The organism is Streptomyces sp. NBC_01233, assembly GCF_035989305.1.
Classification (GTDB): domain Bacteria; phylum Actinomycetota; class Actinomycetes; order Streptomycetales; family Streptomycetaceae; genus Streptomyces.
Genome location: NZ_CP108514.1, coordinates 2,032,797 through 2,047,798, shown reverse-complemented (window position 1 = coordinate 2,047,798; position 15,002 = coordinate 2,032,797). Strand labels below are relative to the sequence as shown.

13 protein-coding genes and 1 pseudogene are annotated in these 15,002 nt (G+C 68.5%); 11 read left to right on the top strand and 3 right to left on the bottom strand.

Going from position 1 to position 15,002, the window contains the following annotated elements; genetic code table 11:
- Positions 1-4 precede the first annotated feature (4 nt).
- Complete coding sequence (locus tag OG332_RS09430; protein ID WP_030016358.1) at positions 5-901, top strand: tRNA (adenine-N1)-methyltransferase; 897 nt, start codon at positions 5-7, stop codon at positions 899-901.
- A gap of 280 nt (positions 902-1,181) precedes the next feature.
- Entirely contained in the window at positions 1,182-1,712 is a 531-nt protein-coding gene (locus tag OG332_RS09425) for a hypothetical protein (protein WP_327419156.1), read from the top strand.
- Between the two features lie 4 nt (positions 1,713-1,716).
- On the opposite strand, the gene OG332_RS09420 is transcribed toward OG332_RS09425, so the two are convergent.
- A complete protein-coding gene (locus tag OG332_RS09420) occupies positions 1,717-2,037 on the bottom strand; it encodes a ferredoxin (RefSeq protein WP_327413018.1) in 321 nt (106 codons plus the stop codon).
- 264 nt (positions 2,038-2,301) lie between these two features.
- Between OG332_RS09420 and arc the strand changes: the two genes are divergently transcribed.
- The 6 genes from arc (at position 2,302) to prcA (ending at position 8,466) form a co-directional block, all read left to right on the top strand.
- Positions 2,302-4,068 carry a proteasome ATPase gene (gene arc / locus OG332_RS09415; RefSeq protein WP_319730019.1) on the top strand — a complete coding sequence of 589 codons (1,767 nt, stop codon included), beginning with the start codon at positions 2,302-2,304 and terminating at the stop codon, positions 4,066-4,068.
- Between the two features lie 262 nt (positions 4,069-4,330).
- Positions 4,331-5,842, top strand: coding sequence for a depupylase/deamidase Dop (gene dop, locus OG332_RS09410; RefSeq protein ID WP_327413017.1), 1,512 nt, complete (start codon positions 4,331-4,333; stop codon positions 5,840-5,842).
- A gap of 172 nt (positions 5,843-6,014) precedes the next feature.
- Positions 6,015-6,227, top strand: coding sequence for a ubiquitin-like protein Pup (locus tag OG332_RS09405; RefSeq protein ID WP_030233608.1), 213 nt, complete (start codon positions 6,015-6,017; stop codon positions 6,225-6,227).
- A gap of 37 nt (positions 6,228-6,264) precedes the next feature.
- A complete protein-coding gene (locus tag OG332_RS09400; protein WP_327413016.1) occupies positions 6,265-6,864 on the top strand; it encodes an endonuclease VII domain-containing protein in 600 nt (199 codons plus the stop codon).
- Positions 6,816-7,655, top strand: coding sequence for a proteasome subunit beta (prcB, locus tag OG332_RS09395; protein WP_319730030.1), 840 nt, complete (start codon positions 6,816-6,818; stop codon positions 7,653-7,655). Before OG332_RS09400 ends, prcB begins: the two co-directional genes overlap by 49 nt.
- Before the next feature lie 46 nt (positions 7,656-7,701).
- Complete coding sequence (gene prcA / locus OG332_RS09390; protein ID WP_327413015.1) at positions 7,702-8,466, top strand: proteasome subunit alpha; 765 nt, start codon at positions 7,702-7,704, stop codon at positions 8,464-8,466.
- Positions 8,467-8,534: 68 nt separating this feature from the next.
- On the opposite strand, the gene OG332_RS09385 is transcribed toward prcA, so the two are convergent.
- On the bottom strand, positions 8,535-9,728 hold the full coding sequence (locus OG332_RS09385) for an IS30 family transposase (protein WP_327419155.1): 1,194 nt from the start codon (positions 9,726-9,728) through the stop codon (positions 8,535-8,537).
- Between the two features lie 296 nt (positions 9,729-10,024).
- Complete coding sequence (locus tag OG332_RS09380) at positions 10,025-11,023, bottom strand: LacI family DNA-binding transcriptional regulator (protein ID WP_327413014.1); 999 nt, start codon at positions 11,021-11,023, stop codon at positions 10,025-10,027.
- Between the two features lie 135 nt (positions 11,024-11,158).
- On the opposite strand from OG332_RS09380, the gene OG332_RS09375 reads away from it, so the two are divergent.
- The 3 genes and pseudogenes from OG332_RS09375 to OG332_RS09365 all read left to right on the top strand — a co-directional run bounded on the left by OG332_RS09375 (position 11,159) and on the right by OG332_RS09365 (position 14,983).
- The gene (locus tag OG332_RS09375) at positions 11,159-12,421 is read left to right on the top strand and encodes an MFS transporter (RefSeq protein WP_327413013.1); all 1,263 of its coding nucleotides are present in this window, start codon (positions 11,159-11,161) and stop codon (positions 12,419-12,421) included.
- Between the two features lie 138 nt (positions 12,422-12,559).
- Complete coding sequence (gene pafA, locus OG332_RS09370) at positions 12,560-13,921, top strand: Pup--protein ligase (RefSeq protein ID WP_327413012.1); 1,362 nt, start codon at positions 12,560-12,562, stop codon at positions 13,919-13,921.
- A gap of 115 nt (positions 13,922-14,036) precedes the next feature.
- A pseudogene (locus OG332_RS09365) lies at positions 14,037-14,983 on the top strand (FKBP-type peptidyl-prolyl cis-trans isomerase).
- Positions 14,984-15,002: the final 19 nt, after the last annotated feature.

Here is a 15,002-nt window from a genome sequence, read left to right as displayed (position 1 = left end):
TCACATGTCCGAACCGACCGGTGCCGCCCGCCGACGCGGGCCCTTCGAGGTCGGGGACCAGGTTCAGCTCACCGACCCCAAGGGCCGCCACTACACGTTCACGCTCGAAGCCGGGAAGAATTTCCACACCCACAAGGGTTCCTTCCCCCACGACGAGCTGATCGGTGCCCCCGAGGGCAGTGTTGTCCGTACCACGGGCAACGTCGCCTACCTCGCGCTGCGTCCCCTGCTCCCCGACTATGTCCTGTCCATGCCCCGCGGCGCCGCCGTGGTCTACCCGAAGGACGCCGGCCAGATCCTGGCCTTCGCCGACATCTTCCCCGGCGCCCGCGTCGTGGAAGCAGGTGTCGGCTCCGGCTCCCTGAGCAGCTTCCTGCTGCGCGCCATCGGCGACCAGGGCATGCTCCACAGCTACGAGCGCCGCGCGGACTTCGCCGAGATCGCCACCGCCAACGTGGAACGCTACTTCGGCGGCCCCCACCCGGCCTGGCAGCTGACCGTCGGAGACCTCCAGGACAACCTGTCCGACACGGACGTCGACCGCGTCATCCTCGACATGCTCGCCCCCTGGGAATGCCTGGAGGCCGTCTCCAAGGCCCTGGTGCCCGGCGGCATCCTCTGCTGCTACGTGGCCACCACCACCCAGCTGTCCAAGACCGTCGAGTCCATCCGCGAGATCGGCTGCTTCGCCGAGCCGCAGCCCTGGGAATCGATGATCCGCAACTGGCACGTCGAAGGCCTGGCCGTCCGCCCGGACCACCGCATGATCGGCCACACCGGCTTCCTCGTCACCGCCCGCCGCCTCGCGGACGGCGTCGAGCCCCCCATGCGCCGCCGCCGACCCGCCAAGGGCGCCTACGGCGAGGACTACGACGGGCCCGGCAGCGACCGCTCCGCGTAACCGCACCGCCGACCCAACACGAAGGCGCTGTGGCGCAGTTCCCCCGGCCAACCGGGAACTGCACCACAGCGCCTTTTCGTTGCCCCCGTGCCGACCCCGTCCGGTCCGGCCCGCGCGCGGTCACACCGCACCGGATCCAACGGGACCGGACCCGGCCGTTCCACCTCCGTGTGAGGTATGGCACGATGCTGGCTCCCCGTCACCCTTCGCACAGGAGACACCCCGCGTGCTGCACAGCCCCGCCGAGCTGACGCCGACCCCGGACACCCTGGCGCACAGCATGGCCAGGCCCCTCCACTGGCTCGCCATGGCCGCCGTCATAGCCACCGCGGGACTCGTACAGCCGGCCACCGGCACCCCCGCCGCCACGCCGGACCCCACCGCGAACGGCCCCCAGGCCGCCACTCCCGACGCCGCGGCGGTCACCTACCCCCTCGACTGCAAGGGCGCCCCGCAGGCCGTCACGGCCACCGCCCAGGGCGACCTCGACGGGGACGGCCGCCCCGAGACCGTGGCCGCCGTCCGCTGTGAAGCCGGCTCGGGCACCCCGCCCCACGCGATCTACGTCCTCGTCCAGGACCGCACCGAAGGCGCCCGCCCCCGCGTCGTCGCCACCCTCCTCGACGCCGGACAACGCCAGACCGCCACGGAACTCACCGTGCGCGACCGCACCGTCACCGCGGACCTCCTCGGCTACTCCGCACCCGAGGTGCCGCGCTGCTGCCCCGACAAGAAGCAGCTCGCCAAGTGGCGCTGGAACGACGGAAAATTCCGCCAGGAGCTGACGGACTCGGCCGCCAGAAGTGTTTGAAGCGTCACTCCGCGTCAGGGCCGAAGACTTCCACCCTGTCCGAAACGCGCCTTACGTGAATACAGTCCCCCGGACATTCCTTCGCCGAGTCGACCACGTCCTGGAGCAGCGTCAGCGGAACCGGAGTGGTCGCCCCCGCCTCCTGCAGCAGCTCGTCCTCGGGGCTCTTCACGTACGCCAGACCATCAATGTCCAGCTCGAACACCTCGGGCGCGTACTGCGCGCAGATGCCGTCCCCGGTGCAGAGGTCCTGGTCGATCCAGACCTCAAGCGGCTCGCCGGCCTCACCGGCCGCGCCCGTCGGAGCCTCCTGCTGCACGGTCATATCTCCTGCCGTTCCCTGCGCTGAGTGATCCATCCCGGTCACGACCCGCAGCAAGTCGCGCGAGCCCTGACGGGTGTTGAACAGTTCGACCCTACAACCGGCCGCTTCCCGAGTTTGATGGGTGGGTATTTCCTTGGCGTGAGGGAGTACGCAAGGGTGAAGATCGGACACACCTCTACCGTCTTTGTGATCTAGGGGTTTCAATCACCACCAGCCCAGGTAGGGTCAGGAAGCGTCCAGCTCCCCTTGGAGGAGGTGAGGACCGTGGCAGCCCACGACGACGACATCAACCGCGGCATCCGGCCCGGGCGAGGGTCTGAGGACCCCGCCGGCCAGGTTGCCTATCTCGAGCAGGAAATCGCCGTCCTGCGACGTAAGCTCGCCGACTCTCCGCGACACACGAGGATTCTCGAAGAGCGGATCGTCGAGCTGCAGACAAATCTTGCCGGCGTATCCGCACAGAACGAACGACTCGCGAATACCCTCCGTGAGGCCCGGGACCAGATCGTGGCCCTCAAGGAAGAAGTCGACCGGCTCGCACAGCCGCCGGCCGGTTTCGGTGTCTTCCTGCAAGCCAACGAGGACGGCACCGTCGACATCTTTACCGGAGGCCGAAAGCTCCGCGTGAACGTCAGCCCCAGCGTCGACCCGGAAGACCTCCGGCGCGGCCAGGAGGTCATGCTCAACGAGGCCCTCAACGTGGTCGAGGCCATGGAATTCGAGCGGGCCGGGGACATCGTCACCCTCAAGGAGATCCTCGAGGACGGCGAGCGTGCCCTGGTCGTCGGGCACACCGACGAGGAGAGGGTGGTGAGGCTCGCCGAGCCGCTCCTGGACATCACCATCCGCCCCGGCGACGCCCTCCTGCTCGAACCCCGCTCCGGCTACGTCTACGAGGTCGTCCCCAAGAGCGAGGTCGAAGAACTCGTCCTCGAAGAGGTCCCCGACATCGACTACGACAAGATCGGCGGTCTGGGCGACCAGATCGAGCTGATCCGCGACGCCGTCGAGCTCCCGTACCTCTACCCGGACCTCTTCAAGGAACACGAACTGCGCCCGCCCAAGGGCATCCTGCTCTACGGCCCGCCCGGCTGCGGCAAGACGCTCATCGCCAAGGCCGTGGCCAACTCCCTTGCCAAGAAGGTCGCCGAGGTGACCGGCCAGCCCGCCGGGAAGTCCTACTTCCTGAACATCAAGGGCCCCGAACTCCTCAACAAGTACGTCGGCGAGACCGAGCGGCACATCCGCCTCGTCTTCCAGCGTGCCCGGGAGAAGGCGAGCGAGGGCACCCCCGTCATCGTCTTCTTCGACGAGATGGAGTCCCTCTTCCGCACCCGCGGATCCGGAGTCAGCTCGGACGTGGAGAACACCATCGTCCCCCAGCTGCTCGCCGAGATCGACGGCGTGGAAGGCCTGGAGAACGTCATCGTCATCGGCGCCTCCAACCGCGAGGACATGATCGACCCGGCCATCCTGCGCCCCGGCCGCCTCGACGTGAAGATCAAGATCGAGCGCCCGGACGCCGAGGCCGCGAAGGACATCTTCGCGAAGTACCTCAAGGCTTCGCTGCCCCTGCACACGGACGACCTGTCCGAACACCAGGGCTCCAAGGACGGCACCGTCCACAGCATGATCCAGACCGTCGTCGAGCAGATGTACGCCGAAACCGAGGAGAACCGCTTCCTCGAGGTCACGTACGCCAACGGCGACAAGGAAGTCCTCTACTTCAAGGACTTCAACTCGGGCGCGATGATCCAGAACATCGTGGACCGTGCGAAGAAGATGGCGATCAAGGCCTTCCTCGAGCACAACCAGAAGGGCCTCCGGGTCTCCCACCTCCTCCAGGCGTGCGTGGACGAGTTCAAGGAGAACGAGGACCTGCCCAACACCACCAACCCGGACGACTGGGCCCGAATCTCCGGAAAGAAGGGAGAGCGGATCGTATTCATCCGCACCCTCGTCACCGGAAAGCAAGGCGCGGACACCGGACGCTCCATCGACACGGTGGCGAACACCGGTCAGTACCTCTGACGCGGAGCGGCTGCGGATGCCCTCCCCGGGCATCCGCAGCCGACTGCTTTACCCGACCGCTTTACCGGCCGCTTTTCAGCCGGTGAAAGGGCGGATTCAATGACGGAAATGATCTCCCCACGAGCGCGCAGTGGTTCTAGGCTCTTCCGTACCGCCGGACGCGCAGTGCGGGGACGGGCACCGCACAGGCACACGCACCGGAGCACCAGCGGTACTTGAGCGCCGCTCCCGAAGGGGAGCGCCGCCGGGCAAGGAGGGCCGCATGACCGTACGGCGAGTAATGGGGATCGAGACGGAGTACGGGATCTCCGTCCCGGGGCACCCGAACGCCAATGCCATGCTCACCTCGTCCCAGATCGTCAACGCCTACGCGGCGGCGATGCACCGGGCGCGACGCGCCCGCTGGGACTTCGAGGAGGAGAATCCGCTGCGGGACGCCCGCGGCTTCGACCTCGCCCGCGAGGCCGCCGACAACAGCCAGCTCACCGACGAGGACATCGGCCTCGCCAACGTCATCCTCACCAACGGCGCACGGCTCTACGTCGACCACGCGCACCCCGAGTACAGCTCGCCGGAGATCACCAACCCGCTCGACGCCGTGCTCTGGGACAAGGCCGGCGAGCGGATCATGGCCGAGGCCGCCGTACGGGCCGCCCAGCTGCCCGGCGCCCAGCCGATCCACCTCTACAAGAACAACACCGACAACAAGGGCGCCTCCTACGGCACGCACGAGAACTACCTGATGAAGCGGGAGACCCCCTTCTCGGAGATCGTGCGCCACCTGACCCCCTTCTTCGTCTCCCGCCAGGTCGTGACCGGCGCCGGACGCGTCGGCATCGGCCAGGACGGCCGCGAAGACGGCTTCCAGATCAGCCAGCGCGCGGACTACTTCGAGGTCGAGGTCGGCCTGGAGACCACCCTGAAGCGGCCCATCATCAACACCCGGGACGAGCCGCACTCCGACGCCGAGAAGTACCGCCGGCTGCACGTGATCATCGGCGACGCGAACCTCTCCGAGATCTCCACGTACCTGAAGCTCGGTACGACGGCGCTTGTCCTGTCCATGATCGAAGACGGGTTCATCAACGTCGACCTCGCCGTCGACCAGCCCGTACGCACCCTCCACCAGGTCTCCCACGACCCCGACCTGAAGCACCTCATCACGCTGCGCAGCGGCCGGACACTGACCGCGGTGCAACTGCAGATGGAGTACTTCGAGCTGGCCCGCAAGTACGTGGAGGAGCGTTTCGGCTCCGACGCGGACGAGCAGACCAAGGACGTGCTGCTCCGCTGGGAGGACGTGCTGGGCCGGCTGGAGAGCGACCCGATGAGCCTGTCGGGGGAGCTGGACTGGATCGCCAAGCGGGAGATCCTGGAGGGCTACCGGCGCCGGGACGGGCTGGGCTGGGACGCGGCGCGGCTGCACCTGGTCGACCTCCAGTACTCGGACGTACGGCCCGAGAAGGGCCTCTACAACCGCCTGGCGGCCCGGGGCAAGATGAAGCGGCTGGTGGAGGAGCCGGCCGTCGAGCGGGCCCGGAGCAAGCCCCCGGAGGACACCCGGGCCTACTTCCGCGGCCGCTGCCTGGAGCAGTACGCGGACGACGTGGCCGCGGCCTCCTGGGACTCGGTGATCTTCGACCTTCCCGGCCGGGACTCGCTCCAGCGGGTCCCGACGCTGGAACCCCTGCGGGGGACCCGGAACCACGTCAAGGAGCTCCTGGACCGCTGCCGCACGGCGGAGGACCTGGTGCGGGTGCTTTCGGGGCAGTGATCGGGCCTGAAAGGCCTTCGGCCCGGGAATCATGAAGAGAACCGGACTGTGAAAGTACGGGGACGAATGTCGGACCCTCCTTGTAGGGTCCGACATAGGGTCTGATCTTGAGAGATCCCGAATCCCGGGGTCTCTCGACGTGAGCGTGCGAACCGAGCGGGGTGAGGTAGAGATGGCGACCAAGGACACCGGCGGCGGACAGCAGAAGGCGACGCGCTCGACCGAGGAGGTCGAGGAGGCTGCGGTCGAAGAATCGACCGACCTCAAGGAGCGCCAGGAAAAGCTCTCCGACGACGTCGACTCCGTACTTGACGAGATTGACGATGTACTCGAAGAGAACGCCGAGGATTTTGTTCGGAGTTTCGTACAAAAAGGCGGCGAATAGCCTTCGAATCTAAGGTGAACTCGCGAACATTGGCTCCATGTCCAATGGAACGAAGTGGTGTCGCAGCTGCAGTCGCGACGTGCCGCTAAGCGGGTTCGCCCTAGACCGCAATCGTGGCGATGGCCTTCAGCCGAGGTGTCGTGAGTGCGTGGCTGAGTACAGTGCCGCGCACTACCGGCGCCGCCAGGCTGCTCGAGGCAAGGTCGTCAAAGAGAAGGTGGATGTCCCGTCCGGCCACAAGCTCTGCCGGCTGTGCGGTGAGGTCAAGCCGCACAGCGAGTGGCACAAGAACGCATCGGCGTCTGACGGCTTATCCACCCGGTGCAAGGCGTGCAGGGCTATCCAGGGCCGGGTGGGGCACTTGAAGCGTTCGTACGGCATCACCGAGGCTGAGCGCGACGAGATGATCGCCGCTCAGGGCGGGGTCTGCGTGATCTGTCAGACGGCTCCCGCAGAGCACGTTGATCACGATCATCGGACGGGTAAGGTCCGAGGCGTACTGTGCTTCAGCTGTAACGCAGCCCTGGGGCAGTTCAAGGATCGGCCGGACGTCATGAGGCGTGCAGCCGCTTACGTGGAAGGAAACCTGTGGAACCCAACACTCGTAGCACAGGGCGTCTACCGGCAGCCTTCCTGACGCCGGGGTCGTCGTCCTTCATGGACTTCCTGGGTGCGCACTCGCCCGAGATGCTGCCCGGCAACCGCAGGCTGCCGGAGGGCGTGGTCGAGGCGCCGCACGGGACGACCATCGTGGCCGCCACCTTCCCCGGCGGGGTGGTCCTCGCCGGTGACCGGCGGGCGACCATGGGGAACATGATCGCGCAGCGGGACATCGAGAAGGTGTTCCCGGCGGACGAGTACTCCGCCGTCGGCATCGCCGGTACGGCCGGCCTGGCCGTGGAGATGGTGAAGCTGTTCCAGCTGGAGCTGGAGCACTTCGAGAAGGTGGAGGGGACGACCCTCTCCCTGGAGGGCAAGGCCAACCGGCTGTCCACCATGATCCGGAGCAATCTGGGCATGGCGATGCAGGGGCTGGCCGTCGTGCCGCTGTTCGCGGGGTACGACGAGGCCAAGGAGAAGGGCCGGATCTTCTCCTACGACGTGACCGGCGGCCGCTCCGAGGAGCACGGCTTCGCCGCCACCGGATCGGGTTCGATCTTCGCCCGGGGCTCGATGAAGAAGCTCTTCCGCCCCGATCTGACGGAGGAGCAGGCCACCACGCTGGTCGTGCAGGCGCTGTACGACGCCGCCGACGACGACTCGGCGACCGGTGGGCCGGACCTGTACCGCCACATCTATCCGATCGTCACCGTCATCACCGACGAGGGATTCCGCAGGCTGACGGACGCAGAGTCGCAGGAACTCGCCCGTACGGTCACCAACCGTCGTCTGGAGCAGCCCGACGGCCCGCGCGCCGCCCTGCTCTGACCATCCGTCGCCCCTCAGGAGCCCAGAAGAAAGGGACGGAAAGCCGGTGTCGACTCCGTTCTATGTGTCACCCCAGCAGGCCATGGCCGACCGGGCGGAATACGCCCGGAAGGGCATCGCCCGCGGTCGCAGCCTTGTCGTGCTGCAGTACGCCGACGGCATCGTGTTCGTCGGCGAGAACCCGTCCCGTGCGCTGCACAAGTTCAGCGAGATCTACGACCGGATCGGCTTCGCGGCCGCCGGCAAGTACAACGAGTACGAGAACCTGCGGATCGGTGGTGTGCGGTACGCGGATCTGCGCGGGTACACCTATGACCGTGACGATGTGACGGCCCGTGGGCTGGCGAACGTGTACGCGCAGACGCTCGGCACGATCTTCTCCAGTGCGGGTGAGAAGCCGTACGAGGTGGAGCTGGTCGTCGCCGAGGTCGGTGCGACCGCGGCCGGGGACCAGATCTACCGGCTGCCGCACGACGGGTCGATCGTGGACGAGCACGGTTCGGTCGCGGTCGGTGGCAATGCCGAGCAGATCAGTACCTTCCTCGATCAGCGTCACCAGGACGGGATGACCCTGTCCGAGGCGTTGAAGCTGGCGGTGCAGGCGCTGTCCAGCCAGGCGAACGGTGCGGACAAGGCGATTCCGGCCGAGCGGCTGGAGGTGGCGGTGCTGGACCGTACGCGGGCGCAGCAGCGCAAGTTCAAGCGGATCCGGGGCCGGCAGCTGTCGCGGTTGCTGGAGGCGGACGTGACGGCGGCCGTGCAGGCGGATGCCGTGTCGAACGACGAGGCGCCGGAGGACGAGGCCGAGTAGTCCGGTCGTGCGAGGGGCCCCGGTTCACCGTTTGGCGGATTCTTGGGGTCCTCGCAACACCTGACGGTCTACGTGCTCGTCAGTAGATCACGCAGGTGCTCGGCTGGGGTTTTCCAGCCGAGCGTTTTGCGGGGCCGGCCGTTGAGTTGCTGGGCGACGTGTTCGAGGTCTTCGGGGCTGTGCACGGACAGGTCGGTGCTCTTGGGGAAGTACTGCCGTAGCAGGCCGTTGGTGTTCTCGTTCGATCCGCGCTGCCAGGGTGAGTGCGGGTCGCAGAAGTAGACCGGCACGCCTGTGGCCACGGTGAACTGCTTGTGCGCGGCCATCTCGCAGCCCTGGTCCCAGGTCAGCGAGCCGCGCAGGTGCCCGGGCAGGGTCTGGATCAAGGGCACCAGCACGTCGCGGACCTCCTCGGCCGTATGCCCGCCGGGCAGATGCCCCAGCATGACGTAGCGGGTGGAGCGCTCGACCAGGGTGACGATCGCGCTCTCGCTGCGGGGGCCGACGATCAGATCGCCCTCCCAGTGACCGGGCACTGCCCGGTCCTCGACCTCGGCAGGACGCTCGGAGATCATCACCATCTCGTCGACGAACCGGCGCGTGCGCTGGTCCGGGCTGCGGTGCGGCTTGCGGCGAGTGCGCCCGGTGCGCAGCGCGGCCGCGACTTCGCGGCGCAGTCCGCCACGGGCCTGGACGTAGACCGCCTGGTAGATCGTTTCCGGGCTCACGCGCATGCTCTCGTCGTCGGGGAACTCGATGACCAGAGCGTGGCAGATCTGCTCGGGTGACCACTGTTCCTGCAGCTTTTCCGCGACGAACCGGCGGAGCGGGCCGTCCTGGGCGAGCTTGGAGTCCTTGGGGCGCGACCGGCTCCTCGCCCATGCCCGCTGGGCCCGGTGCGGCCGGTAGACGCCATCGACCGACCGGGCGTCGATCTCGCGCTTGATCGTGGACGCCGGTCGGCCCAGTGCCCGTCCGATCGCGCGCAGCGACCGGCCTTCACGGTGCAGATCAGCGATCAGCTCTCGCTCGGTCACCGTGAGAAACCTGGGGTGCAGTTCGGCCTCGACCGTTGCGAGGGACGACCTTGAAGAGGTGGCGGCGATGGTGGTCACACCGGTCTTGTAGTCGATGCGGCGCCCGTCAGGATGCAGGCGCGAGTGGCCGATCTGCCGGATACCGCGGTCCCAGTCCTCAGCGGTGCGCTCATGGACGCCGGCCTGCGCGGCGGCATCACGGCGCCGGACTCCCGCAGCACGCAGCCGCTCGTACTCCGCCCGACCGGGGTGGCCGGGCCTGCGAGGCTTGCCGCGACCACGGACTCCGGCCCGGCGTGCCCACCCGAACGCCGTGTTGCGGTTCACTCCGACTGCACGAGCCGCAGCAGTGATGCTGCCGTTCTCCCTGTCCAGCGCCTCGAAGAACCTCGCCTTCAGCACCTCGAAATCCACGATCCCCGCAACTCCCTGAACTCCAGGGTGTTGCGTGGATCATTAGAACCCGCCTTTCGGTGGGCCGGGGCTTCGTCGTGTCCGGCTCCGTCCGGCCCTCGCCCGGGTCAGGGGGTGGGGGCGGGGCCGGAGGAGTCGCGGACGACGAGGCGGACGGGGATGTCGGGGGCGGTCCAGGGGGTGCCTTCGAGGACGGCGAGGAGGGCGGTCATGCCTTGTTCGCCGACGCGTTCGGCGGGGAGGTGGACGGTGGTGAGTTCGGGTTCGACGGCGGTGGCGAGGGCGAGGTCGTCGAAGCCGGTGACGGAGAGGTCCTCGGGGATGCGCAGGCCGAGGCGGCGGGCGGCTTTGCAGGCACCGGCGGCGAGGATGTCGTCGTCGCAGACGATGGCGGTGGGGCGGTCCAGGGGGGTGGCGAGGGCGCTCTCCACGGCCGTGCGGGCGCCGTCGACGGTGAGGGGGGACCGTACGGTGCGCAGTTCGGTTCCGGGGCCCAGGAGGGTGGCCAGGGCTTCGGCGCGGGTGTCGAAGGTCCAGGAGTCGACGGCGGAGGCGAGGTGGAGGAAGCGGCGGTGGCCGAGGGCGAGGAGGTGTTCGGTGATCTGGCGCATGCCGTCGGCCATGGCGAGGTTGACGTGGGCGGCGGCGGTGCCGGCGGCGGGGTCGCTGTCGAGCATGACGAGGGGGAGGGTGTCGCCGCCGATGGCGTCGAGGGCGTCGGCGGCCATGGAGGAGGCGATGACTCCGTCGAGGGCGGCGCGGGCGGAGGCGAAGGGGTCGCGGGCGGGGCCGGTGCCGTCGGGGGAGGGGTAGAGGACGACGCCGAAGCCGTGTTCGGCGGCGACCCGGGCGGCGCCGGTGTAGACGCGGGCGAAGAATTCGTTGGTGAGGGCGGGGACGACGAGGAGGGCGGTGTGGGTGGAGCCGAGGCGGAGGTTGCGGGCGGCGAGGTTGGGGCGGTAGCCGAGGCGGGTGGCGGTTTCGCGGACGAGGTCGGCGGTGCGTTCGGAGACGCGGCCGGGCCATTTGTCGCCGAGGACGAGGGAGACGGTGGCCTGGGAGACCCCGGCGGCGGTGGCCACGTCGCGGCTGGTGGGTCTCGTCACAGGTGGCTCCTGAAGTGCGAGGTCGGGGGTGGTGTCGGGGTCCGTGGGGTGGACCTGCCGACTGCGGCCATGGTACGTATGACGGGTCACGTTATACGTATTACCCCGGCGGGATCCGGGCAGAAGGGGGCGGACATGGCCGCGGGATACGCGGAGCTGCTGCGGACCCGGCACGCCGCGAGGCTGCTGGTGGGCACGCTCATAGGGCGGCTGCCGAACGCGACGGCGCCGATCGCGATCGTGCTGTTCACGCGCGCCGAGGGCGGCAGCTACAGCCTCGCGGGGGCCCTCGCCGCCGCGTACGGGGTGGCCAACGCGGTGGGCCAGCCGTTGCTGGGCCGGGCGGTGGACCTGTTCGGGCAGCCGCGGGTGCAGCTGCCGGCCGCCGTGGTCTCGGCGCTGGGCGTGGTGTGGCTGGCGCTGGCGGGTGCGGGGTCGACGGTGGCCGCGTATGCCGCGGTGGTCGTCGCGGGGCTCTTCACGCCGCCCCTGGAGGGCGGGCTGCGGGCGTTGTGGCCGAGCGTGCTGGGGGGCCGCGAGGAGAAGGTGCACGCGGCGTACGCGATGGACGCGGTGGCCCAGGAGGTCATGTTCACGGTCGGTCCGCTGCTGGTGACGCTGTTCGTGGCGCTGTGGTCGCCGGCCGGGGCGCTGCTGGCGCTCAATGCCATCGGGGTGCTGGGTGCGCTGTCGGTGGTGGTGAGCGAGCCTTCGCGCAGGTGGCGTTCGGCGCCGCGGGAGGCCCACTGGCTGGGTGCGCTGCGTTCGCGGGGGCTGCTGGCGCTGCTGGGTGCCTTCTTCTTCGTGGGCATGGCGCTGGGTTCGATCACGGTGGCGGGTGTGGCGTACGCGGACGATCACGGGAACCAGGCGGTGTACGGGTGGCTGATGGCGGCGCTCGGGCTGGGTGCGCTGATCGGCGGGGTGACGTACGGGGCGCGTCAGTGGGCGGGTGCGCCGGAGCGCCGGCTGCGGATGCTGGTGGCGCTGCTGGCGCTGGGCTATCTGCCGCTGATGCTGACTCCGGGGCCGGTGGCGATGACGGCTCTGGCGGCGCTGTCGGGGGTGTTCCTGGCGCCTGCGCTGGCGTGTGCGTTCATCGTGGTGGACCGGCACGCTCCGGCGGGCACGGTGACGGAGGCGTTCTCGTGGCTGGTGACCTTCTTTGGGGTGGGTGCGGCGATCGGTACGGCGGTGGCGGGGCCGGCGGTGGAGCTGGGCGGTACGGCGGCGAGCTTCGGGGTGGCGTCCGTGGCGGGTGTCGCCGCGCTGCTGGTGCTGATGGTCACTCAGCGGGTGCTGGCAACTGCGGGGCCGAGCCGCGCGGTGGCGGGTTCGTCTGACGGGGTGTCCGGTGGGGCGCGCGAGGTGGCGTCAGAGGCCTCGTCGGCGGGGTGATTCTGGGGCGCCACACCGGTCGGTGGGGCGGTGCGGGGGCCTGTTCGGCGCCGGGTCGGCGGGCCCGCTGCGGGGAACTGATCGAAACGGCGCTCCCAACCCGGTTTCAGAAGAGGGCAGAAGGCGTAATGTTCAGTCATGGACCGCCGCATTTTCGGGCTGGAGAACGAGTACGGCGTCACGTGCACGTTCAGGGGACAGCGCCGACTGTCTCCTGACGAAGTGGCGCGCTACCTCTTCCGCCGTGTTGTGTCATGGGGCCGCAGCAGCAATGTCTTCCTGCGGAACGGCGCCCGCCTGTACCTCGATGTGGGTTCGCATCCGGAATATGCAACTCCCGAATGCGACAACGTGACCGAATTGGTTACCCACGACAAAGCAGGCGAGCGCATTCTCGAAGGACTGCTCGTCGACGCCGAACGCCGCCTGCACGAGGAGGGAATCGCGGGCGACGTCTATCTCTTCAAGAACAACACCGACTCGGCGGGCAACTCGTACGGCTGCCACGAGAACTACCTGGTGGCCCGGCACGGGGAATTCTCCCGCCTGGCGGACATTCTCATTCCGTTCCTTGTCACGCGGCAGCTGATCTGCGGCGCCGGCAAGGTGCTGCAGACGCCCCGGGGCGCGGTCTACTGCGTGAGCCAGCGGGCCGAGCACATCTGGGAGGGCGTCAGTTCCGCCACGACCCGGTCGCGGCCGATCATCAACACCCGGGACGAGCCGCACGCGGACGCCGAGCGCTACCGCCGGCTGCACGTCATCGTGGGTGACTCGAACATGTCCGAGACGACCATGCTGCTCAAGGTCGGGGCCACCGACCTGGTGCTGCGCATGATCGAGGCGGGCACGGTGATGCGGGACCTGACCCTGGAGAACCCGATCCGGGCGATCCGCGAGGTCAGTCACGACATCACGGGTCAGCGCAAGGTGCGCCTGGCGAGCGGCCGGGAGGCCTCGGCGCTGGAGATCCAGCGGGAGTACTACGACAAGGCCGTGGACTTCGCCGAGCGCCGGGGCATCCGTACCGGTGTGGTGGACCAGGTGCTGGAGCTGTGGGGCCGCACGCTGGACGCGATCGACGCGGAGGACCTGGACCGGATCGGGACCGAGATCGACTGGGTCATGAAGTACCAGCTGATCGAGCGGTACCGGGCCAAGCACAACATGACCACGTCGAATCCGCGGGTGGCTCAGATAGACCTCGCGTATCACGACATCCACCGTCGGCGCGGGCTGTACTACCTGCTGGAGCGCAAGGGGCAGGCGGCGCGGATCTGCAACGACCTCAAGATCTTCGAGGGCAAGTCGGTGCCCCCGCAGACGACGCGGGCGCGGCTGCGCGGGGACTTCATCCGGCGGGCGCAGGAGCAGCGGCGGGACTTCACGGTCGACTGGGTGCACCTGAAGCTCAATGACCAGGCGCAGCGGACGGTGCTGTGCAAGGACCCGTTCCGGTCGGTGGACGACCGGGTGGAGAAGCTGATCGCCGGCATGTAGGTCCGCAATGTGACATCGCACTCCTTACCGGGGCCCCGTACGTCTCTCGTACGGGGCCCTGTGCACGGCTTAGAGTGGCGGGCGACCGCCTTGCCGTCTGAGATCTGAGGAACCCGTGCGCCGACTTGCCGGCCTGCTTGTCGTACCCCTTCTGCTGCTGACGACAGCAGCGTGTGGCGACGACAGCGGCTCCGACTCCGCCCAGATGAAGAACGGGGCGCCCGCGATCACCAAGGGTGCCAAGTTCGGGGAGACGCCCACCCTGTCGAAGGGGAAGGGTGCGCCGCCCAAGGAGCTGAAGGTGGTGACCATCAGCGAGGGCACCGGGCAGGTGCTGAAGAAGAACGACATCGCGCAGGTCAACTACCTCGGCCAGGTGTGGGACGGCAAGGAGCCGTTCGACCAGAGCTTCGGCCGGCCCGCGCCGTTCGACCTGACCATCGGCGCCGGCGGCGTCATCAAGGGCTGGGACCAGGGCCTGGAGGGTCAGAAGGTCGGCAGCCGTGTCGAGCTCGTGATCCCGCCGGACCTCGGTTACGGGGCCAAGGGCTCGGAGCCGAAGATCAAGCCGAACGCCACGCTGGTCTTCGTCGTGGACATCGTCAAGGGCGCCACCGTCCCGGCCTCGGCCACGGGCAAGGAAGTCGCCCAGGAGAACAAGGACCTGCCCAAGGTCGGGACGAACACGGACGGCAACGAGGTCTCCGTGACCGTCCCGAAGGACACGGCCGAGCCGGCCAAGCTGGTCTCGATTCGAGCTACGTCCTGGAGGGTGACGGCGCGGTGGTCAAGGACACCGACTCCGTCGTCGTGAAGTTCAACGGCAAGACGTGGAAGGACGACAAGACCTTCGAAAGCACGTACACCTCGGGCCAGACGGTCACCTGGCCGCTGAAGGAGCTTTCGGTCCCGGGCCTGAAGGACGGCCTGATCGGCAAGAAGGCCGGCAGTCGCATCCTGCTGGTCATCCCGCCGGACCAGGCCTTCGGTGACAAGGAGCAGGGCACCATCCCGGCGAAGTCGACGCTGGTCTTCAGCCTCGACATCCTCACCGTGATGTAAGACTGTTCCGGTTGACCGT